Raw genomic sequence first — 19,669 nt, 5'->3', positions numbered from 1 at the left:
GATCAGGCCTGCGCCTTCGCGCCCTCGAGCGCGGCGGTGACGGTGTCGAGCAGCTCGTTCCAGGAGACGATGAACTTCTCGACTCCCTCCTTCTCGAGCAGCTCGGTGACCTCGGCGTAGGAGACGCCCTGCGCCGCGACGGCGTCGAGGACGGCGTTCGCGTCGGCGTAGGAGCCGGTGACGGTGTCGCCGGTGATCTCGCCGTGATCGAAGGTCGCCTCAAGGGTCTTCTCGGGCATCGTGTTGACGACGCCGGCCGCAACCAGCTCGGTCACGTAGAGGGTGTCGGGGAGATCGGTCGACTTGACGCCGGTCGAGGCCCACAGGGGGCGCTGGCGGTTGGCTCCCGACTCCTGCAGCAGCAGCGCGCGCTCGGTGGCGAACGCCTCCACGAAGACTTCGTACGCGAGCTGCGCGTTGGCGACGCCCGACTTGCTCTTCAGCGCGCGGGCCTCGTCGGTGCCGACGGCCTCGAGGCGCTTGTCGATCTCGGTGTCGACGCGCGAGACGAAGAACGAGGCGACGGAGTGGATGGTGGACAGGTCGATGCCGGCGTCCTTGGCCTTCTCGAGGCCGGCCAGGTAGGCGTTGATGACGGCGCGGTAGCGGGCAAGCGAGAAGATCAGCGTGACGTTCACCGAGATGCCGGATCCGATGACCTCGGTGATGGCCTCGAGGCCCTCGACGGTCGCGGGGATCTTAATCATCACGTTCGGGCGGTCGACCTTCTTCCAGAGGGCCTTGGCCTGCTCGATGGTGCCCTGGGCGTCGTGCGCGAGACCGGGCTCGACCTCGATCGAGACACGGCCGTCGTAGCCGTCGGTCGCGTCGTAGATCGGGCGGAAGATGTCGGACGCCGCGGCGACGTCGTCGGTGGTGATCTCAAAGACGGCGTCGGTCACCGAGGTGCCGGCGGCGGCGAGCTCGCGCACCTGCGCGTCGTAGGACTCGCCGTTGGTCAGGGCAGCGGCGAAGATCGTCGGGTTCGTGGTGACTCCGACGACGTTCTTCTCCTCGATGAGCTTCTGCAGCCCTCCGGTGGAGATACGCGAGCGGGAGAGGTCGTCGAGCCAGATGCTGACTCCGGCGGCGGAGAGGTCTGCGGTGGGGGTGTTCTCGGTCATGTCTCTTCTTCTTCTGCGTCGATGGTGCGTGGTGTGAGGGGGAGCCGCGGCCCCGAGCGCGAAGGCCGCGTCCGTGGTGGACGCGGCCTTCGGGTCAGGACGCTGCGAGCGACTCCTTGGCGGCGGACAGAGCCGCCTCGGTGGTGATTCCGAACTCGCGGAACAGGGTCTTGTAGTCGGCCGAGGCGCCGAAGTGCTCGATCGAGACGGAGCGGCCGGCGTCGCCGACGTACTTCTGCCACCCCAGGCTCAGGCCGGCCTCGATCGAGACGCGGGCCTTCACGGAGGAGGGGAGGACCTTCTCGCGGTACTCGGCGTCCTGCTCCTCGAACCACTCGAGCGACGGAGCCGAGACGACGCGGGCGTTGATGCCCTCGCCCTTCAGCGCTTCGCGCGCCTCGACGGCGATCTGGACCTCGGAGCCGGTCGCGATGAAGATCACGTCCGGGGTGCCGCCCGGTGCCTCGGCCAGGATGTAGGCGCCTCGTGCCACGTTCGCGGCGGAGGCGAAGGTTTCGCCCACCGCGTCGCCGTCGCCGCGCTCGAACACCGGGATGTTCTGACGGGTGAGCGCGAGGCCGGCGGGTCCCTCGCGGCGCTCGAGGATGGTCTTCCAGGCGTAGGCGACCTCATTGGCGTCGCCGGGGCGAACGATGTCCAGGCCGGGGATCGCGCGGAGAGTCGCCAGCTGCTCGATCGGCTGGTGCGTCGGGCCGTCCTCACCGAGCGCCACGGAGTCGTGGGTCCAGACGTAGATCGCCGGCGCCTTCATCAGCGCGGCGAGACGGACTGCCGGGCGCATGTAGTCGGAGAAGATCAAGAAGGTGCCGCCGAAGGGACGGGTGTTCCCGTGGAGCACGATGCCGTTGAGGATCGCGCCCATCGCGTGCTCGCGGATGCCGAAGTGCAGCACGCGGCCGCCCTTCGTGCCGGTCCACTCGTGCGTCGAGAACTCCGAGGGGACGAAGGAGCCGGCTCCCTCGATCGTGGTGTTGTTCGACTCGGCGAGGTCGGCGGAGCCGCCCCACAGCTCCGGGATCACCCCGGCGAGGGCGTTGATGACCTTGCCGGACGCGGCGCGGGTCGAGACCTCCTTGCCCGGCTCGAAGACCGGGAGTGCCTCCTGGACGCCCTCGGGCAGCTCACCCGAGAGGACCCGGTCCAGTAGCTCCTTCTTCTCGGGATTCGCCGACGCCCAGGCGGCGAACTGCTCGTCCCATTCGGCGTGCTGCGCCTGGCCGCGCTCGACGGCCCTGCGGGTGTGCTGGATGACCTCGTCGGCGACGTCGAAGGTCTTCTCGGGGTCGAAGCCGAGCACCTCCTTCAGGCCGCGGAGCTCGTCGGCGCCCAGGGCGGAGCCGTGGATCTTGCCGGTGTTCTGCTTCTTCGGCGAGGGCCAGCCGATGATGGTGCGCAGGATGATGAGTGACGGCTTGTCCGTCTCGCTCTTCGCGGCCTCGATCGCGGCGTGCAGCTCGGCGACGTCCTCGTGGTACTCGCCGGTCTTCTTCCAGTCGACGACCTGGACCTGCCAGTCGTACGCCTCATAGCGCGCCTTGACGTCCTCGGTGAAGGCGATGTTCGTGTCGTCCTCGATCGAGATCTGGTTGGAGTCGTAGATGACGACCAGATTGCCGAGCTTCTGGTGGCCGGCGAGTGAGGAGGCTTCGCTGGTGACGCCCTCCTGCAGGTCGCCATCGCCGGCGATGGCATAGACGAAGTGATCGAACGGGGAGGTGCCCGCGGCAGCCTCCGGATCGAACAGGTCGCGCTCGAAGCGCGAGGCGTAGGCGAAGCCCACGGCGGAGGCGAGACCCTGGCCAAGGGGGCCGGTGGTGATCTCCACGCCGTCGGTGTGGCCGTACTCGGGGTGGCCCGGGGTCTTCGAACCCCAGGTGCGCAACGCCTTGAGGTCGTCGAGTTCGAGTCCGTAGCCGCCCAGGTAGAACTGGACGTACTGCGTCAGCGAGGAGTGGCCGACCGACAGGATGAAGCGGTCACGACCGATCCAGGTGGCATCGGACGGATCGCGGCGCATGACCTTCTGGAACAGGAGGTACGCGGCCGGCGCGAGGCTCATGGCGGTTCCGGGATGGCCGTTGCCGACCTTCTCGACTGCATCCGCGGCGAGAACCCTCGCCGTGTCGACTGCCTTCTCGTCAATGGATTCCCATTGCAGTTCTGACACTTGGTACTGACCCTTCTCGAGACGTGGGGCAGACGGGGACCGTCCGCCCTCTCGCATGGTGGAGCACGCCGCATGACGACGTCGACACGATGCTCCGGCGACGGCCCTCTCGGCCCCGTGCCGACGATCATCGGGCGGGCTCGGAGACGTACCGGGCACTCTGGCGAGCAGTCCCGAGTATACGGAGGGGGTGCCCCGTGGACCGGGGGTTGCGCGGTCGCATTTGTCTGCGTCCGATTGGACAAGCGTGCACGCCGGACCCTGCTCCCTGGCGGGCGCATTACACTCGTTCGGGATCATCGAATCGTTAGAGGAGCAATGGACGCAGTCGTGGAGACCACCGCCATCGAGGGGGGCGGGGCGTCGACGACCCTCTCGCGCAAGGTGAAGGCCTTCGTCGCTCTGACGAAGCCACGGGTGATCGAGCTTCTCCTCGTGGTGACGGCACCCACGATGATTCTGGCGCAGGGTGGTATCCCGGATCTGTTGCTCGTGCTGAACGTCCTGATCGGTGGTGCGCTGAGCGCGGGATCCGCCGGCGCCTTCAACTGCTACTTCGACCGCGACATCGACCGCATCATGAACCGGACGAAGAACCGTCCGCTCGTGACGGGGGTGATCTCGGACCGGTCGGCGCTCGTGTTCGCGACCACGATCGGCGTGCTCTCGATCGTCTGGCTCGGTCTCACCGCGAACTGGCTCTCCGCGGGTCTCTCGTTCGCCGCGATCCTCATCTACGTCGTCTTCTACACCCTCTTTCTCAAGCGCCGCACTCCGCAGAACATCGTCTGGGGCGGGATCGCGGGCTGCATGCCCGTCCTGATCGGCTGGGCCGCGGTGACGAACTCGCTCGACTGGGCGCCGGTCATCCTCTTCTCGGTGATCTTCCTCTGGACGCCGCCGCACTACTGGCCGCTCTCGATGAAGTACCGCGACGACTACCAGGCGGCGGGCGTCCCCATGCTGGCCGTTGTTCGCGGGCGCACCATCGTCGGCCTCCAGGTGATCCTTTACGCCTGGGCCGCCGTCGTCTGCTCGCTCCTGCTCATCCCCGTCGCGGGCATGGGAGTCGTATACACCGTGGTCGCCCTCGGTAGTGGAGTCTGGTTCGTCGCCGAGACGCACCGCCTGTACAGTCTGGCGATTCGTCACGAGCACGTCTCACCCATGCGGGTCTTCCACGGTTCGATCGGGTACCTCACCCTGCTCTTCCTCGCCGTCGGCATCGACCCGCTGCTGCCGTTCTGATGATCACGCCGTTCGCCTTCCTCGCGGAGCGGGTGAGCCTGGGGCCGCGCGCCCTGCGCTGGGGGACCACCGCGGCGCTCCTTGCGAGCATCCTGATCATCTTCTTCGGCGGAGTCGTCCGGCTCACCGGCTCCGGTCTTGGCTGCCCGACGTGGCCCGCCTGCGAGACGGGCTCCCTCACCTCCACGCCGGAGCTGGGAATCCACGGTTTCATCGAGTTCACGAACCGCGCCTTCACCGGTGTCCTCGTGGTCGCGGTCGGCTGGGCGATCACCGCTGCGCGCCTGCAGAAGCCGCGCGATCGCACCATGACCCGGCTCGCGTGGTCGCAGTTCTGGCTCGTGGTCGCCAACGCCCTCGCGGGGGGAGCAACCGTGCACTCCGGTCTCAACCCGTACATCGTGGCCGGGCACTTCGTCCTTGCGATCGCCCTGCTCACCACGACCGCCCTCACCTGGCACCGCGCCCACCGCTCGCAGTCCGTCGCCTTCGCACCGGACCGCGTGACGCGGGTGCTCAGCATCGGCCTTGTCGCTCTCACCCTGCTCGTGATCCTCGTCGGGACCCTCGTGACGGGCACCGGTCCGCACGCCGGCGACTCGGCGGAGGTACCTCGCATGCAGTTCCACTGGGAGAGCGTGAGCGTCGTCCACGGGGTCCTCGGGACGGCGGTGCTCCTCGCGGGTGCCGTGCTGCTCGCGCGCCTGTCGCGGGTGGCGGGCTCCGAACTCTCCCGGCGGCGCGTCGTGACCTTCCTCGTGGTCGTGGTGCTGCAGGCCCTGGTCGGTGTCGTGCAGTCGCTCACGGCGCTGCCCGAGGCTCTCGTCGCCGTCCATCTGCTCGGATCGGCGCTCGTCTGGGTCGGTGCCGTCCGCGTGCTGCTCGATGTGAATCCACGGCTGTTCACCGTGCGTGCTCAGCGCCGCGAATCCGCTCCGCAGCTCCAGCCGACCGCCTGAGCGGTGGGGTCTGCTCGGCGAAGAGCAGGTGCCGGCGTAGTCGTAGCAGCACGCGGGGGAGTGCCCGGAGCGGGAGTTCCGAGGCGAGCGCGCGGGCGAGGGGACCGAACGCGCAGGCGGGCTCGGCGGGCAGGCCCGCAGCGAACAGTGCGGTCAGGAGTCGGGCGGGGATCGGGATCGAGGTGTTGATCGTCATGGGAGGACTGCATCACGGACCACTGACACTCGTATGGCCATGTGTGTCTGACGGCGTGTCGCCCGGCGCCCGGCCGACACCCAGGTGCGGAGGTTCCGCTGAGCGGCGGACGCCCGTAGAATGAGAAGCTGGTCACGCTCCATCGCATCCCGCGTCGTCCTGAGCGCAGCCTGCGTTTCGCGGACAGGGCGCGTGACCCGCACGGACGGCCCGACGAAGCGCCGAAGCACACCTCAGGAATCCCAGGGACGCACATCACCCGCTTCGCGCATCAGATCGATGGCGCGACCGGCCGGAAAGCACCCGCGGGTCACCCCCGGGGGAATGACTCCGGGACCCGACCGGTTAGCAGTGGGTAGGAAACGAGGTACACATGTCAGACATCCTGATCGACCGCCCCGAGCTCGAGAGCCTGGGCGTTTACGAGTTCGGCTGGTCCGACTCGGACTCCGCTGGAGCGTCCGCACGTCGCGGGGTCTCACCCGAGGTCGTCTCCGACATCTCCGCGCTGAAGAATGAGCCCGCCTGGATGCGCGACCGCCGCATGAAGGCGCTGAAGCTCTTCGAGCGCAAGCCCATGCCCACGTGGGGCGCCGATCTGTCGGACATCGACTTCGACAACATCAAGTACTTCGTCCGCTCCACCGAGAAGCAGGCGCAGACCTGGGACGACCTCCCCGACGACATCAAGAACACCTATGAGAAGCTCGGCATCCCCGAGGCAGAGCGCCAGCGCCTCGTCGGCGGCGTCGCGGCACAGTACGAGTCCGAGGTCGTCTACCACCAGATCCGCGAGGACCTGGAGGAGCAGGGCGTCATCTTCATGGACACGGACACGGCCCTCCGCGAGCACCCCGAGATCTTCGAGGAGTACTTCGGCACCGTCATCCCCGCGGGCGACAACAAGTTCGCGGCGCTGAACACCGCGGTCTGGTCCGGCGGCTCGTTCGTCTACGTTCCCAAGGGTGTCCATGTCGACATCCCGCTGCAGGCCTACTTCCGGATCAACACCGAGAACATGGGCCAGTTCGAGCGGACCCTGATCATCGCGGACGAGGACAGCTACGTCCACTACATCGAGGGGTGCACGGCTCCGATCTACAAGTCGGATTCCCTGCACTCGGCCGTGGTCGAGATCATCGTGAAGAAGAACGCCCGCGTGCGCTACACGACGATCCAGAACTGGTCCAACAACGTCTACAACCTCGTCACCAAGCGCGCAATCGCTCACGAGGGCGCGACGATGGAGTGGATCGATGGCAACATCGGCTCCAAGGTCACCATGAAGTACCCGTCGATCTTCCTGGTCGGCGAGCACGCCAAGGGTGAGACCCTCTCCGTCGCGTTCGCGGGCCCCGGTCAGCACCAGGACGCCGGCGCGAAGATGGTGCACATGGCGCCGTACACGCAGTCGTCGATCGTCTCGAAGTCGATCGCCCGCGGAGGCGGCCGGGCCGGGTACCGCGGAGAGGTCCGGGTGGACGCCAACGCGCACCACTCGGCGAACACCGTGCGTTGCGACGCACTCCTCGTCGACACCATCTCGCGCTCGGACACGTATCCGGCGATCGACATCCGCGTCGACGACGTGCAACTCGGCCACGAGGCGACCGTGTCGAAGGTCAGCGAGGAGCAGCTCTTCTACCTGATGTCTCGCGGCCTGCCGGAGGACGAGGCGATGGCCATGATCGTCCGCGGCTTCATCGAGCCGATCGCGCGCGAACTGCCCATGGAGTACGCGCTCGAGCTGAACAAGCTGATCGAGATGGGGATGGAGGGCAGCGTCGGTTGACGCCCGCCTCCCCCCTCGAACGGGCGCCCGAATGGGGCGCCCCGCACTCATCGAAAGGAATCACCGCCAGATGACGGTCCCCACGAGCGCCGCGACCTCCGAGATCGACGGCGCGGCCGCCGCTGAGCGCCTGGGCATCAGTGCCCACTCCGATGGGGCGTTCACGCCCGTGCAGACGCGCTCCGAGCGCTTCGCCTCGGCCGACGTTCTGGCCTTTGAGGCCGTGAACGGCCGCGAGATCGCCTGGAAGCTGACGCCCGTTGCGCGCCTGGGCGATCTCATCGACGGCGCGCTCGACGGCTCGCCCGCCTCGCTCGAGCATGCAGTGGTGGACGGGGTGAACGTCTCGTGGGTCGGCCGCGACGACGAGCGGATCGGCATGGCCGGTCTGCCCGAGGACCGTGCCGCCGCGAACGCCTGGTCGAGCTTCGAGAAGGCCCTCGTCGTGCGTATCACGGGCGAGGACGAGAAGGTCGCAACCTTCATCCGCTCCGGTCTCGGCTCCGCACCCCGCGCCGCGCACACGATCATCGAGGCGGCCCCCTACGCCCGCGCCGTCGTCGTGCTGCAGAACGAGGGTGAGGCCTCGCTCGCCGAGAACGTCGAGATCCTGGTGGGCGAGGGCGCGCAGCTCACCGTGGTCACCGTGCAGGAGTGGGCCGACGGCGCCCGCCACCTCGCCAACCACATCATCCGCGTGGGACGCGACGCGAAGCTGAAGCACATCGTGGTCAGCCTCGGCGGATCCATCGTCCGGGTGAATCCCTCGGCGCACCTCGTCGAGCGCGGGGCGGAGGGGGAGCTGTTCGGCCTGTACTTCGCCGACGGCGGCCAGCACCTCGAACAGCAGGTGTACGTCGACCACGACGCCCCCGACACCCGCAGCCGCGTGACCTACAAGGGCGCACTGCAGGGTGAGGGCGCGCGCACCGTCTGGGTCGGCGATGTCCTGATCCGCAACAGCGCGACCGGCACCGACAGCTACGAGCAGAACCGCAACCTGGTTCTCTCGGACGGCACGCGCGCCGACTCCATCCCGAACCTCGAGATCGAGACCGGCGACATCGCCGGAGCGGGACACGCCTCGGCGACCGGTCGCTTCGACGACGAGCAGCTCTTCTACTTGCAGTCGCGCGGCATCCGCGAAGACGAGGCGCGTCGATTGGTGGTCCGCGGCTTCCTGAGCGAGATCGTGCAGCAGATCAAGGTGGCTGAGCTCGAGGACCGCCTGCAGCTCGCGATCGAGGCCGAGCTGGCTGGCAGCGCCGGTCAGACAGGATCCTCGCGCGGAGCGGCGGTCACAGCATGAGCAACGCCGCGATGATCTGCTCGGTCTCCGAGCTGATCCCCAATCAGGCCATCCGCGTCGAGGTCGACGGAGTCGCGATCGCGGTCGTCCAGGACTCCGCCGGCGACATCCACGCGATCGGCGATACCTGCACACATGGCGAGATTTCGCTGTCCGAAGGCTTCGTCGAGGGCGAGAGCCTTGAGTGCTGGGCGCACGGCTCCCAGTTCTCCCTGCGCACCGGCGCCCCGCTGAACCTCCCGGCGTACGAGCCGGTCCCCGTCTTCGTCGTCGAGATCATCGACGGCGACGTTTACATCGACCCGACTGTCACGAAGGAAGTCTGAATGTCCGTTCTCCAGATCAGCGATCTCCACGTCAGTGTCGAGACCGAGCAGGGGACCAAGCAGATCCTCCGCGGTGTCGATCTCACCATCAACAAGGGCGAGATCCACGCGATCATGGGCCCCAACGGGTCCGGTAAGTCCACCCTGGCGTACACGATCGCGGGACACCCCAAGTACCACGTCGACGGCGGATCAATCACCCTCGACGGTGTCGAGGTCCTCGACATGACCGTCGACGAGCGTGCCCGCGCCGGCCTGTTCCTCGCGATGCAGTACCCGGTCGAGATCCCCGGTGTGACCAACACCAACTTCCTTCGCACGGCGAAGACCGCGATCGATGGCGAGGCGCCGGCGATCCGCACGTGGACCAAGGACGTCAAGGCCGCGATGGCGAACCTGCGGATGGACTCGTCCTTCGCGGCGCGCAACGTCAACGAGGGCTTCTCGGGCGGCGAGAAGAAGCGCAACGAGATCCTCCAGCTCGAGCTGCTCGCCCCGCAGTTCGCCGTCCTCGACGAGACCGACTCCGGTCTCGACGTCGATGCGCTCAAGATCGTGTCGGAGGGTGTGAACCGCGCGCACCAGAGCACCGGCCTCGGCGTGCTGCTGATCACGCACTACACCCGGATCCTGCGCTACATCCAGCCGGACTTCGTGCACGTCTTCGTCGCCGGCCGCGTCGCCGAGCAGGGCGGCAAGGAGTTGGCCTCGCGGCTCGAGGACGAGGGCTACGACCGCTTCCTGACGTCGGCGACGGTCTGATCGTGGGGGTCACCACTCTCGATCCGAAGCTCTTCGACCAGGTCGAGGAGGCGCTCAAGGACGTCATGGACCCCGAGCTCGGGGTGAACGTCGTCGATCTGGGCCTGATCTACGATCTGGGCTGGGACGACGAGAACGACGCCCTCGTGATCCACATGACCCTCACCTCGGCGGGCTGTCCGCTGACCGACGTCCTCGAGGAGCAGACCGCGGAGTCGCTGGACGGCATCGTCGAGGCCTTCAGGATCAACTGGGTCTGGATGCCGCCGTGGGGTCCCGAGCGGATCACCGAGGACGGCCGCGACATGATGCGCGCGCTCGGCTTCTCGATCTAGAGACTGCACGGCGAACGCCGAAGGGCCGGGAGGACGATGCCCCCCGGCCCTTCGGCGTTCGCGACGATTCGGCTCAGCGGCGCCGCTTCGTCAGGGCGTCCGCTCCGCGCCAGGCCACCGGCAGGAGGACCGCGGCGATGACCGCCTTAGCCGCTCCGCCGATCAGGAACGGGTAGAAGCCTCCCACGAGGGTCGATTGCAGGTCGCTCGGGTAGCCGAGGGTGTGCAGGCTCACCGCGAGCCACGGCAGACCGACGGCGAAGACGACCAGCGAGCCGCCGACGAACGTTGCCAATGCCTTGGGGAAGACGCGCTCCCACGATCGCTCCGACAACCAGCCGACGACGGCTGCCGAGAGCACGAAGCCGACGATGTAGCCGAAGCTCGGCGATGCGGCCGCCGCGAGACCGGTCGAGTGAGTACCGTCGGCCTGCGGGGCGTACACGGGCAGGCCGACCAGCCCGAGGACGAGGTACAGCGCGAGCGAGGACGCACCGCGCGCTGCACCGAGCGTCGAGCCGACCAGCAGGACGGCCAGCGTCTGTCCCGTGACCGGCACCGGCCACATCGGGACGGTGATCTGCGCCAGACCCGCGGTCACGGCGGCACCGCCGAGCACGAGGGCCAGGTCGGTCGCGAGTGACCGAGTGACGAGGATGTCGGCAAGCACCGGCCGAGACGGTCCGAGCGAGAGTGTGGACATGGGTCCTCCAAAGACCGGCCGCGGTGCGACGAGGGTACGGAAGCGCTGAGTGGACACGGACGTCGATCTGCCCGGTGGCGCAGCATTTATACTAGGGGGCTGCTGTATCGCGGCCTCTTGCCTCATCCCTGACGAACCGAGCGCCATTTCTTGGCGAGAACGGACAGAACTGTGCTCAGCGTGCACGACCTCGAACTCCGAGTCGGCGCCCGACTCCTGATGGAGAACGTCTCCTTCCGGGTCAGCGACGGCGACAAGGTCGGCCTCGTCGGCCGCAACGGGGCGGGGAAGACGACGCTGACCAAGGTCCTCGCGGGCGACCTGATCGCCTCGAGGGGCACGGTCGACCGCGGTGGCGAGATCGGCTACCTGCCGCAGGACCCGCGCTCCGGTGACCCGGACGAGTTGGCGCGTACCCGCATTCTCGACGCGCGCGGGCTGGGGCAGCTCGTGCTCGGTATGCAGGAGGCGACCGTCGCGATGTCGAGCAGCGATGCCTCCGTCAGCGCGTCCGGCATGAAGAAGTACGGCACTCTGACCGACCGCTTCCTCGCGCTGGGCGGGTACGCGGCGGAGGCGGAGGCTGCGTCCATCGCGAGCAACCTCAACCTGCCCGATCGGATCCTCGAGCAGCCGCTGAAGACGCTTTCCGGTGGCCAGCGGCGCCGGATCGAGCTCGCACGCATCCTGTTCTCGGACGCCAGCACGCTCATCCTCGACGAGCCGACGAACCACCTCGATGCGGATTCGGTGGTCTGGCTTCGCGAGTTCCTCAAGAACTACCGCGGCGGTTTCATCGTGATCAGCCACGACATCGAGCTTGTCGGCGAGACCGTGAACCGCGTCTTCTACCTCGACGCCAACCGCCAGGTCATCGACGTCTACAACATGAACTGGAAGAACTACCAGCGCCAGCGCGCCGCCGACGAGGAGCGTCGCAAAAAGGAGCGCGCGAACGTCGAGAAGAAGGCGGGCGCACTCCAGCTCCAGGCCGCGCGATTCGGAGCCAAGGCCTCCAAGGCAGCGGCCGCGCACCAGATGGTCGCCCGCGCCGAGAAGATGCTCAGCGGCCTCGAGGAGGTGCGCGCGGTGGATCGCGTCGCCAAGCTGCGCTTCCCGACTCCGATGGCCTGCGGGCGCACTCCTCTGCACGCCGAGAACCTGTCGAAGAGCTACGGCTCGCTCGAAATCTTCACGGCTGTCGACCTCGCCATCGACCGCGGCTCCAAGGTCGTCATCCTGGGTCTGAACGGCGCGGGCAAGACGACACTGCTGCGGATCCTCGGCGGTGTCGACCAGCCCGACACCGGCGTGATCGAGGCCGGGCACGGACTGCGGATCGGCTACTACGCACAGGAGCACGAGACGATCGACGTCAAGCGCTCAGTGCTGGAGAACATGGTCTCGGCCAGTCCGAACCTCACCGAGACCGAGGCCCGTCGGGTGCTGGGCTCGTTCCTCTTCACGGGGGACGACTCGCACAAGCCGGCGGGCGTCCTCTCGGGCGGAGAGAAGACCCGCCTCGCTCTCGCGATGATCGTCGTGTCCGGCGCGAATGTGCTCCTGCTCGACGAGCCCACGAACAACCTCGACCCGGCGAGCCGCGAGGAGATCCTGGACGCGCTCGCCCACTACGAGGGGGCGGTCGTTCTGGTCAGCCACGACGAGGGAGCCGTCGAAGCCCTGAACCCCGAGCGTGTGCTGATCATGCCCGAGGGCACCGAGGACCACTGGGCGACCGACTACCTCGACCTGATCACGCTGGCCTGACGGGCGTCGAGCAGCTCGTCCTCGACCTCGGAATCACTCCGACCTCGACGGCGCCGACGCTGCTCGCGGCGCTCCTCGGCCGCGACAACCTCGGGGTCGTCGGCGTTGCGAATCCGGTACTCGTGCCGGATTGCCCAGAGGAGCCCGCCGAAGCCCATGACCGCGAACAGCACCCACTGGATGGCGTAGCTGATGTGCAGGCCCTCGTCCGCGACCGGCTTGATCGCGGCAAGCGGGGGAGCGTCGAGTGGCGCGGGTGCCTCGGCGACGAGCAGGCCGTAGGCCGCCGTGCGGAGGGGCTCATCCAGCTGAGCCGCGAGGTCGTCGAGCTGAATGGTCGCGATCTGACCGGCGGGTGCGGAGCGGCCCTCGATCCGCCCCTCGGCAGGCTTGAGGCGGGCGACGACGGTCACCTCGCCCTCCGGCGGGGCAGGGACTGTGTCGGGGGAGTCCTCGGTCGAACCGACCGGGATCCAGCCGCGGTCCACGACGAACAGACCGCCGTCGGCGAGGCGGAGGGGCGTGAGAACCTCGAAGCCGGGGTTGCCGTTGTAGGGGCGGTTGCGCACCAGCGTCTGCCCCTGCGTCTCGTAGACGCCGTTGACCTCGACGGGGCGGTACTCGAGAGCGTCATTCCAGGGCGACCCGGCCGGCAGCAGGCCGTCAAGGGCGCTCGGATCGGCGGTCCAGTTCGCCGTGACCAGCCGATTGGTCGAGGCAGCCTCATCGAGGCGCGCCATCTGCCAGCGCGAGAGCAGGATGCAGGCGATAGCGAAGACGATCGCGAGGGCGAGGTATCCGAACCAGCGGCGGGAGAGCACGAAGCGCCAGGAGGGCCGCGGCGCGTCTGCGCTCACAGCGCGGCTCCGCGATCGACTGTGTAGAGCGGCTTGACCTCGAGCGGGAAGTCCCGGGCCAAAAGGAACTCCCGCAGGAAGTCGAGGTGCTCGCCGCAGGCCAGCCAGGTCTTGCGGCGGTCCTCGGCATGGATCTTCGGGTTCCGCCACTCCACCGCGTAGGTCGCCGTGGTCTGGCAGCCCGCCCGTGAGCAGACGTGCGCGTCCGGAATTCCTCCGAGCGGAATCACGGCCGTGCTCCCCGCGGGTCGCCGCCCTCAGGGCCCAACGGCGCCTCGGAGTCGGCGGCCGGGGGCGGCGGCGGAACGGGACGGGAGAGGACGATCGCGCCGGGTCGCTCCACTGCGCCCCCCTCGCCCGCGCTGCCGACATTGGCGAGCACGACGGCGAAGTAGGGGAGCACGACGGCTCCGATCGCGAAGAAGAGGAGCCACCAGCCGTGGGCGAAGAGCAGACAGATCACGCAGAGCATCCGGATGCCCATCGCGATCGAGTACTTGATCGCACGGGAGCGCCGCTCGGCGCTCGGCGACGGCGGTAGGGAGGTCAGAGTTTCGCGTGGTTTCACAGCCCTGCAAGTTTACGTCCCGGCGGGCAGGTGCGGACCGGGAGGACCGCATCCCGGAATCTGTTGCGCGACGCGCCTCTAGGATGTACGGGTCGCCCGGCGCCGCACGAGCGCCGGCAGGAGGGACACCATGACCACGCCGCGCACCGTCCTCGTCACCGGGGGCAACCGGGGGATCGGCTTCGCCATCGCCCAGGAGTTCGTGGTCGCTGGTCACCGTGTCGCCGTCACGGCGCGCTCGGGCTCCGGCCCGGAGGGGTCGCTCACCGTCGTCGCCGACGTGACGGACACCGCCTCCATCGATGCCGCGTTCACGCAGGTCGAAGCCGAGCTCGGGCCGGTCGACATCCTCGTGGCGAACGCGGGCATCACGCGGGACACACTGCTGCTGCGCATGTCCGAGGAGGATTTCACCTCCGTCATCGACACCAACCTCACCGGGGCCTTCCGCGTCGTCAAGCGTGCATCGAAGGGGATGCTGAAGCAGCGCTTCGGCCGCGTCGTCCTCATCTCCAGCGTTGTCGGCCTCTACGGGTCGCCCGGGCAGATCAACTACTCCTCATCGAAGGCGGCTCTCGTGGGCTTCGCCCGTTCGCTCACCCGAGAGCTCGGTGCCCGCAACATCACCGCGAACGTCGTCGCTCCCGGCTTCATCGAGACCGACATGACCGCTGGGCTCTCCGCGGAGCAGCAGGCCGAGTACCGTACGAGCATCCCGCTTGCGCGCTATGGAACGGCGGCCGAGGTCGCGAAGGTCACCCGCTGGCTGACCAGCGATGAGGCGGCCTACATCTCGGGCGCAGTGATCCCGGTTGACGGCGGGCTCGGGATGGGGCACTGACCGGTCCGCGCGTCACTGCGCGTTCGCGCTCAGACAGGCGTTTGTTCTCGAGCAGATCCCCGGACCGTAGAACCCCGGATGGAGCAGGACAGCGGCGCCGAGGAACCGGAGCGGTGAGACGATCGCGAGGACTTCGACGTGGCGACCGAAGACGAGCATCGTGAGCCCCGCGGTGGTCTGCAGCAAGGTCCCGCCGCAGGACTGACCCCAGAAGAAAGCCGCGAACTCCCCTCAGCGACTTGTCGTGAAAGGAGGTAGACGACCGAGTGGTCCGCGTCGAAGCGGTGACCAGGACCCAGGATGAAGGGCGCACGCAGGACCAGCCCGAGCGCGGCGAGCACCCAGACGGTGAGCGAGATCGCGTGAATCCGGCTTCACTGCAGCACGCGCGCGCTCCGCCCGTGAGCCTGAACAGCCTGGGTCACCATCCACAACCACCTCACCCTCCGAGCCGCGGTGACGCGGCCCTGGAGAAGACACCTCCCCGACTCGTCACCAGCGCCGACCCTTTCGCGTGACAGCAGCACCGACGGCACTGCGTCAGTCGGCCGTTCACGACGTCGGCTTCCCTACCGCTGCCGCGCGGCCGGGAGGCGAGAATGTCGTCAGCCGCGCAGGCCCAGGACCGGCAGGAGCTGCGCGAGGTCGAGGTCACCGAGCACGAGATCTGCGCGTTCTCGGACGAGGGGCTTGGCATTGAAGGCGACGGCCAGGGCCGCGACCGCCATCATCTCGAGATCGTTGGCACCGTCGCCGACGGCGATCGTGCGCTGAGGAGGGACTCCCGAGGCCGCCGCCCACTCGCGCAGCGCCTCCGCCTTGGCTCCTGCGTCGATGATCCGGCCGTGGACGTCGCCCGTCAGCGTGCCGCCGCGGCAGCACAGGCGGTTCGCACGGACGAAGTCCAGCGCGAGGGCACCCGCGACGGGATCGAGGATCTCGTGGAAGCCGCCGGAGACCACTCCGATGCGGCCTCCTGCGGCATGCACGCCCGCGACGAGCTCGGCAGCACCGGGCGTGACCCGGACACCGGCGCTCACTCCCGAGAAGACCGTGTCCGGAACGCCCGCCAGGGTCGCCACCCGCTCGCGGAGGCTTTCGCCGAAGTCGAGCTCACCACGCATCGCCCGTTCCGTCACGGCCGCCACGCGCTCCTCGGACCCGGCGTGGACCGCGAGGAGTTCAATGACCTCGTCCTGGAGGAGGGTGGAGTCCGCGTCGAGGACGACGAGGAAGCGGGCAGGCGTCGCAGGGCGCTCACTCATGGGCCGGGCCAATCGGTCGGGTGGATGCGCCGGAGCGCAGATCTCGACCCGTGGGGGTGCTACGGGTGGACGACGACGCCCTTGCCGACGACGGTGATGCCCGACTCGGTGACAGTGAACCCGCGTTCGCGATCGCGGTCGTGGTCCACGCCGATGCGAGCTCCGGGCTCGACGACGACGTCCTTGTCGAGGATAGCGCGGGCGATCAGAGCGTCCGGGCCGATGCGCACCTTGTCGAAGACAACGGAGTCGGTGACCGTCGCGTTCGACTCGATGATCGTCCACGGACCGACGACGCTTCTCTCGATGTGCGCACCGGAGATGACGGTCCCGAGCGAGACGACCGAGTCGACCGTCGATCCCATGTTGCCCTTGCCGTCACGCACGATTTTGGCCGGCGGCGAGTTGAGCTGCGACGAGAAGATCGGCCACTGCTGGTTGTAGAGATTGAACACGGGCAGTGCCGAGATGAGGTCCTGGTGCGCTTCGAAGAAGGAGTCGATGGTGCCGACATCGCGCCAGTAGTAGCGGTCGCGGTCGGTCGAGCCGGGGACATCGTTGAGCTTGAGGTCGTAGACGCCCGCTTCGCCGCGCGCGACGAAGTCGGGGATGATGTCGCCGCCCATGTCGTGGTCCGACGTCGAGGACTCGCCGTCGCGGATGACCGCATCGATCAGCGCGTCGGCGTCGAAGACGTAATTCCCCATCGAGGCGAGGACCTCGTGCGGCGAGTCGGCCAGGCCGACTGCGTCCTTGGGCTTCTCGAGGAACTCGGAAATCATCGTCGGGACGATGCCGTCCCCCGCCTCGTCACCGGCGAGCTGGATGACGCCGAACTGGTCCGCAAGCTCGATCGGCTGGCGGATCGCTGCGACAGTCGCCTTCGCTCCTGACATGATGTGCGCGTCGATCATCTGCGAGAAGTCCATCCGGTAGACGTGGTCGGCGCCGACGACCACGACGATGTCGGGCTTCTCGTCTCGGATCAGGTTGAGGCTCTGCAGGATCGCGTCGGCCGAGCCGCTGAACCAGCGCTTGCCCAGGCGCTGCTGCGCGGGGACCGAGGCGACATAGGAATTCAGCAGGCCCGAGAGGCGCCACGTCTGGGAGACATGGCGGTCGAGCGAGTGCGACTTGTACTGAGTCAGCACCACGATCTGGGTGAGACCGGAGTTGATCAGGTTGGACAGTGCGAAGTCGATCAGCCGGTACTGCCCGCCGAACGGAACCGCGGGCTTGGCCCGGTCGGCAGTGAGGGGCATGAGCCGCTTTCCCTCGCCACCGGCGAGGACGATGCCGAAGATCTTCTGTGACTGCATGGCACCACAGTAGGGGGTCGACGAAGTCGGCGGACCCGGCTGTCGCCGGGGGAGTCGGCTGTACTACGGTTCGGGGGTGCGAGTCGATCTGCTGACCAAGGAATACCCGCCCGAGGTGTACGGAGGAGCCGGCGTTCACGTTGCCGAACTCACCGCGGCGCTGCGCCGTGACCTGGAGGTCGTGGTGCGCTGCTTCGGCGCGCGGCGCGAGGAGGAGGGCACGTTCGCCTACCCCGTCCCCGTCGAGCTCGCCGACGCGAACGGCGCGTTGCAGACCCTCGGAGTCGACCTGCAGATGGCGCAGGACGCAGCGGGGGCCGACCTGGTCCACTCCCACACCTGGTACGCCAACGCTGCCGGCAGGCTCGCTCAACTGCTGCACGGCGTCCCGCACGTCGTCTCGGCGCACAGCCTCGAACCGTTGCGGCCGTGGAAAGCAGAGCAGCTCGGTGGCGGCTACCGCGTCTCGAGCTGGATCGAGCGGGAGGCGTACGAGAACGCCGACGCCGTGATCGCGGTGTCCGGCGGCATGCGCGAGGACATCCTCCGCTCCTACCCGGCCCTGGACCCGGCGAAGGTCCACGTCGTCTACAACGGCATCGACCTCGACGCTTGGCACCCCGTCGAGGACGAGGCCGTCCTCGCCGAGCTGGGCATCGATCCCTCGCGCCCCTCCGTCGTCTTCGTCGGACGCATCACCCGGCAGAAGGGCCTGCCGTATCTGCTCCGAGCCGCGGCGACCCTGCCGCCCGAGGTGCAGCTCGTGCTCTGCGCAGGCGCCCCCGACACTCCGGAGATCATGGCCGAGGTGACCACGCTGGTCCGCGCTCTCCAGCAGGAGCGCACCGGCGTGGTCTGGATCGACCGGCACCTGCCGCGCCACCAGCTCTCCGCGGTGTTGAGCGCGGCGACCACGTTCGTCTGCCCCTCGATCTACGAGCCCCTCGGCATCGTCAACCTCGAGGCGATGGCGTGCGGTGCGGCTGTCGTCGGGACGGCGACGGGCGGTATCCCGGAGGTCGTCGTCGACGGCGTGACCGGCCGGCTCGTTCCGATCGAGCAGGTTACCGACGGCACCGGGACGCCCGTGGATCCGGAGCGCTACGTCGCGGATCTCGCCGCCGCGCTCGCGGAGGTCGTCGCCGATCCGGAAGCGGCGAAGCGGATGGGCGCTGCCGGCCGCGAGCGCGCACAGAGCCACTTCAGTTGGACGCAGATCGCGCGGGACACCCGGGCGATCTACGCCTCACTCGTCTGAGCCTCCCGACCGCCCCCTTTAGAATGGCTGCCATGCCCAGCGTTGTCTCGTTCGTCGATGTGTCCTTCGTCCGGAACGGCAAGCGGATCCTCGACCACGTGTCGTGGGACGTGGCCGAGGACGAGCGCTGGGTGATCCTCGGCCCCAACGGGGCGGGTAAAACGTCGATCCTGCAGGTTGCGGCTGCGCAGAACTACCCCTCGACCGGTGCCGCGCACCTGCTCGAGGAGACGCTCGGCCGGGTCGACGTCTTCGAGCTGCGCCCGCGGATCGGTTACGCCTCGACCGCGATGGCACGCCGCCTCCCTGCCGGCGAGAGCGTGCTCGACGTCGTGATGACCGCTGCCTATGCTGTCACCGGCCGGTGGAACGAGGGCTACGACGCGATCGACGAACGCCGTGCACGTCGCGTGCTGTCGGAGTGGAAGCTTGAGCACCTCGCCGAGCGGACCTTCGGGACCCTCTCGGACGGCGAGCAAAAGCGGGTTCAGATCGCCCGCGCGATTATGACGGACCCGGAGCTGCTTCTGCTCGACGAGCCCGCCGCGAGCCTCGACCTCGGCGCCCGCGAAGAGCTTGTCCAGCTGCTCGGTGGCTTCGCGAAGGACCCGGCGTCACCGGCGATCGTGATGGTGACCCACCACGTCGAGGAAATCCCTGACGGCTTCACCCACGCGCTGCTCCTGCGCGACGGAGCGGTCGTGGCGGCGGGCCCGCTCGCCGAGTCGCTGACGGAGGCCACTCTCGCGGAGACCTTCGGGCTCGACATCGCGCTCGCCCGCGAGAACGGGCGCTTCTCGGCCCGCGCCCGGACCTGACCGCGGCTCCGAGACCCGGGCACGGCGCGCC

20 protein-coding genes are annotated in these 19,669 nt (G+C 68.3%); 11 read left to right on the top strand and 9 right to left on the bottom strand.

Features of this window, described 5'->3' with window-relative positions:
• Window positions 1–2 precede the first annotated feature (2 nt).
• Window positions 3–1,124 carry a transaldolase gene (gene tal / locus C5D07_RS11400; RefSeq protein WP_068252960.1) on the bottom strand — a complete coding sequence of 374 codons (1,122 nt, stop codon included), beginning with the start codon at window positions 1,122–1,124 and terminating at the stop codon, window positions 3–5.
• 94 nt (window positions 1,125–1,218) lie between these two features.
• Window positions 1,219–3,312: a transketolase gene (gene tkt / locus C5D07_RS11395; RefSeq protein WP_104259381.1), complete on the bottom strand. Its 2,094-nt coding sequence runs from the start codon at window positions 3,310–3,312 to the stop codon at window positions 1,219–1,221.
• Window positions 3,313–3,630: 318 nt separating this feature from the next.
• Here tkt and C5D07_RS11390 point away from each other — a divergent pair, with 318 nt between their 5' ends.
• The 7 genes from C5D07_RS11390 to C5D07_RS11355 all read left to right on the top strand — a co-directional run bounded on the left by C5D07_RS11390 (window position 3,631) and on the right by C5D07_RS11355 (window position 10,239).
• Window positions 3,631–4,560: a heme o synthase gene (locus C5D07_RS11390; protein WP_068252966.1), complete on the top strand. Its 930-nt coding sequence runs from the start codon at window positions 3,631–3,633 to the stop codon at window positions 4,558–4,560.
• A complete protein-coding gene (locus C5D07_RS11385; protein ID WP_104259380.1) occupies window positions 4,560–5,519 on the top strand; it encodes a COX15/CtaA family protein in 960 nt (319 codons plus the stop codon). Before C5D07_RS11390 ends, C5D07_RS11385 begins: the two co-directional genes overlap by 1 nt.
• Before the next feature lie 569 nt (window positions 5,520–6,088).
• A complete protein-coding gene (gene sufB / locus C5D07_RS11375; protein ID WP_068252972.1) occupies window positions 6,089–7,507 on the top strand; it encodes a Fe-S cluster assembly protein SufB in 1,419 nt (472 codons plus the stop codon).
• A gap of 70 nt (window positions 7,508–7,577) precedes the next feature.
• Window positions 7,578–8,816, top strand: a complete 1,239-nt coding sequence (sufD, locus tag C5D07_RS11370; RefSeq protein ID WP_104259378.1) for a Fe-S cluster assembly protein SufD — start codon at window positions 7,578–7,580, stop codon at window positions 8,814–8,816.
• Window positions 8,813–9,142: a non-heme iron oxygenase ferredoxin subunit gene (locus tag C5D07_RS11365; RefSeq protein WP_084415858.1), complete on the top strand. Its 330-nt coding sequence runs from the start codon at window positions 8,813–8,815 to the stop codon at window positions 9,140–9,142. Before sufD ends, C5D07_RS11365 begins: the two co-directional genes overlap by 4 nt.
• On the top strand, window positions 9,143–9,904 hold the full coding sequence (gene sufC, locus C5D07_RS11360) for a Fe-S cluster assembly ATPase SufC (RefSeq protein WP_068252978.1): 762 nt from the start codon (window positions 9,143–9,145) through the stop codon (window positions 9,902–9,904).
• A gap of 2 nt (window positions 9,905–9,906) precedes the next feature.
• A complete protein-coding gene (locus tag C5D07_RS11355) occupies window positions 9,907–10,239 on the top strand; it encodes a metal-sulfur cluster assembly factor (protein ID WP_373408346.1) in 333 nt (110 codons plus the stop codon).
• A 73-nt stretch (window positions 10,240–10,312) separates the two neighbouring features.
• On the opposite strand, the gene C5D07_RS11350 is transcribed toward C5D07_RS11355, so the two are convergent.
• Complete coding sequence (locus tag C5D07_RS11350) at window positions 10,313–10,942, bottom strand: biotin transporter BioY (RefSeq protein WP_104259377.1); 630 nt, start codon at window positions 10,940–10,942, stop codon at window positions 10,313–10,315.
• Between the two features lie 171 nt (window positions 10,943–11,113).
• Here C5D07_RS11350 and C5D07_RS11345 point away from each other — a divergent pair, with 171 nt between their 5' ends.
• Window positions 11,114–12,712, top strand: coding sequence for an ABC-F family ATP-binding cassette domain-containing protein (locus tag C5D07_RS11345; protein ID WP_104259376.1), 1,599 nt, complete (start codon window positions 11,114–11,116; stop codon window positions 12,710–12,712).
• Here C5D07_RS11345 and C5D07_RS11340 read toward each other — a convergent pair.
• The 3 genes from C5D07_RS11340 to C5D07_RS11330 are packed head-to-tail and all read right to left on the bottom strand — an operon-like array spanning window position 12,685 to window position 14,137.
• Window positions 12,685–13,569, bottom strand: a complete 885-nt coding sequence (locus C5D07_RS11340) for an SURF1 family cytochrome oxidase biogenesis protein (protein WP_068252986.1) — start codon at window positions 13,567–13,569, stop codon at window positions 12,685–12,687. The genes C5D07_RS11345 and C5D07_RS11340 overlap by 28 nt on opposite strands.
• Window positions 13,566–13,799: a hypothetical protein gene (locus tag C5D07_RS11335; protein WP_181026346.1), complete on the bottom strand. Its 234-nt coding sequence runs from the start codon at window positions 13,797–13,799 to the stop codon at window positions 13,566–13,568. Before C5D07_RS11335 ends, C5D07_RS11340 begins: the two co-directional genes overlap by 4 nt.
• Window positions 13,796–14,137, bottom strand: coding sequence for a DUF3099 domain-containing protein (locus tag C5D07_RS11330; RefSeq protein WP_084415859.1), 342 nt, complete (start codon window positions 14,135–14,137; stop codon window positions 13,796–13,798). Before C5D07_RS11330 ends, C5D07_RS11335 begins: the two co-directional genes overlap by 4 nt.
• Before the next feature lie 130 nt (window positions 14,138–14,267).
• Between C5D07_RS11330 and fabG the strand changes: the two genes are divergently transcribed.
• On the top strand, window positions 14,268–14,978 hold the full coding sequence (gene fabG, locus C5D07_RS11325; RefSeq protein WP_104259375.1) for a 3-oxoacyl-ACP reductase FabG: 711 nt from the start codon (window positions 14,268–14,270) through the stop codon (window positions 14,976–14,978).
• A gap of 12 nt (window positions 14,979–14,990) precedes the next feature.
• Here the strand turns inward: fabG and C5D07_RS15800 are convergent, their stop codons facing one another.
• The 3 genes from C5D07_RS15800 to C5D07_RS11315 form a co-directional block, all read right to left on the bottom strand.
• Window positions 14,991–15,164 carry a hypothetical protein gene (locus tag C5D07_RS15800; protein WP_157593789.1) on the bottom strand — a complete coding sequence of 58 codons (174 nt, stop codon included), beginning with the start codon at window positions 15,162–15,164 and terminating at the stop codon, window positions 14,991–14,993.
• 419 nt (window positions 15,165–15,583) lie between these two features.
• Complete coding sequence (gene serB, locus C5D07_RS11320) at window positions 15,584–16,243, bottom strand: phosphoserine phosphatase SerB (protein WP_068252991.1); 660 nt, start codon at window positions 16,241–16,243, stop codon at window positions 15,584–15,586.
• Between the two features lie 59 nt (window positions 16,244–16,302).
• Window positions 16,303–17,562 carry a glucose-1-phosphate adenylyltransferase gene (locus C5D07_RS11315; protein ID WP_068252994.1) on the bottom strand — a complete coding sequence of 420 codons (1,260 nt, stop codon included), beginning with the start codon at window positions 17,560–17,562 and terminating at the stop codon, window positions 16,303–16,305.
• A gap of 76 nt (window positions 17,563–17,638) precedes the next feature.
• On the opposite strand from C5D07_RS11315, the gene glgA reads away from it, so the two are divergent.
• Window positions 17,639–18,820, top strand: coding sequence for a glycogen synthase (glgA, locus tag C5D07_RS11310; RefSeq protein WP_104259374.1), 1,182 nt, complete (start codon window positions 17,639–17,641; stop codon window positions 18,818–18,820).
• Between the two features lie 32 nt (window positions 18,821–18,852).
• Window positions 18,853–19,638, top strand: a complete 786-nt coding sequence (locus C5D07_RS11305; RefSeq protein WP_068253000.1) for an ABC transporter ATP-binding protein — start codon at window positions 18,853–18,855, stop codon at window positions 19,636–19,638.
• Window positions 19,639–19,669 lie beyond the last annotated feature (31 nt).

It is taken from the genome of Rathayibacter tritici, assembly GCF_002932875.1.
In the GTDB taxonomy this organism is placed as follows: domain Bacteria; phylum Actinomycetota; class Actinomycetes; order Actinomycetales; family Microbacteriaceae; genus Rathayibacter; species Rathayibacter tritici.
Note: the sequence above shows the minus strand (reverse complement) of the source record. Positions and strands in the feature narration are given on the sequence as shown.

Excerpts from the sequence above, each read along its gene's own strand:
- tal (WP_068252960.1), bottom strand. The coding sequence starts at position 1,124 with ATGACCGAGAACACCCCCACCGCAGACCTCTCCGCCGCCGGAGTCAGC.
- C5D07_RS11390 (WP_068252966.1), top strand. The coding sequence starts at position 3,631 with ATGGACGCAGTCGTGGAGACCACCGCCATCGAGGGGGGCGGGGCGTCG.
- C5D07_RS11385 (WP_104259380.1), top strand. The coding sequence starts at position 4,560 with ATGATCACGCCGTTCGCCTTCCTCGCGGAGCGGGTGAGCCTGGGGCCG.
- sufB (WP_068252972.1), top strand. The coding sequence starts at position 6,089 with ATGTCAGACATCCTGATCGACCGCCCCGAGCTCGAGAGCCTGGGCGTT.
- sufD (WP_104259378.1), top strand. The coding sequence starts at position 7,578 with ATGACGGTCCCCACGAGCGCCGCGACCTCCGAGATCGACGGCGCGGCC.
- C5D07_RS11365 (WP_084415858.1), top strand. The coding sequence starts at position 8,813 with ATGAGCAACGCCGCGATGATCTGCTCGGTCTCCGAGCTGATCCCCAAT.
- sufC (WP_068252978.1), top strand. The coding sequence starts at position 9,143 with ATGTCCGTTCTCCAGATCAGCGATCTCCACGTCAGTGTCGAGACCGAG.
- C5D07_RS11350 (WP_104259377.1), bottom strand. The coding sequence starts at position 10,942 with ATGTCCACACTCTCGCTCGGACCGTCTCGGCCGGTGCTTGCCGACATC.
- fabG (WP_104259375.1), top strand. The coding sequence starts at position 14,268 with ATGACCACGCCGCGCACCGTCCTCGTCACCGGGGGCAACCGGGGGATC.
- serB (WP_068252991.1), bottom strand. The coding sequence starts at position 16,243 with ATGAGTGAGCGCCCTGCGACGCCTGCCCGCTTCCTCGTCGTCCTCGAC.
- C5D07_RS11315 (WP_068252994.1), bottom strand. The coding sequence starts at position 17,562 with ATGCAGTCACAGAAGATCTTCGGCATCGTCCTCGCCGGTGGCGAGGGA.
- C5D07_RS11305 (WP_068253000.1), top strand. The coding sequence starts at position 18,853 with ATGCCCAGCGTTGTCTCGTTCGTCGATGTGTCCTTCGTCCGGAACGGC.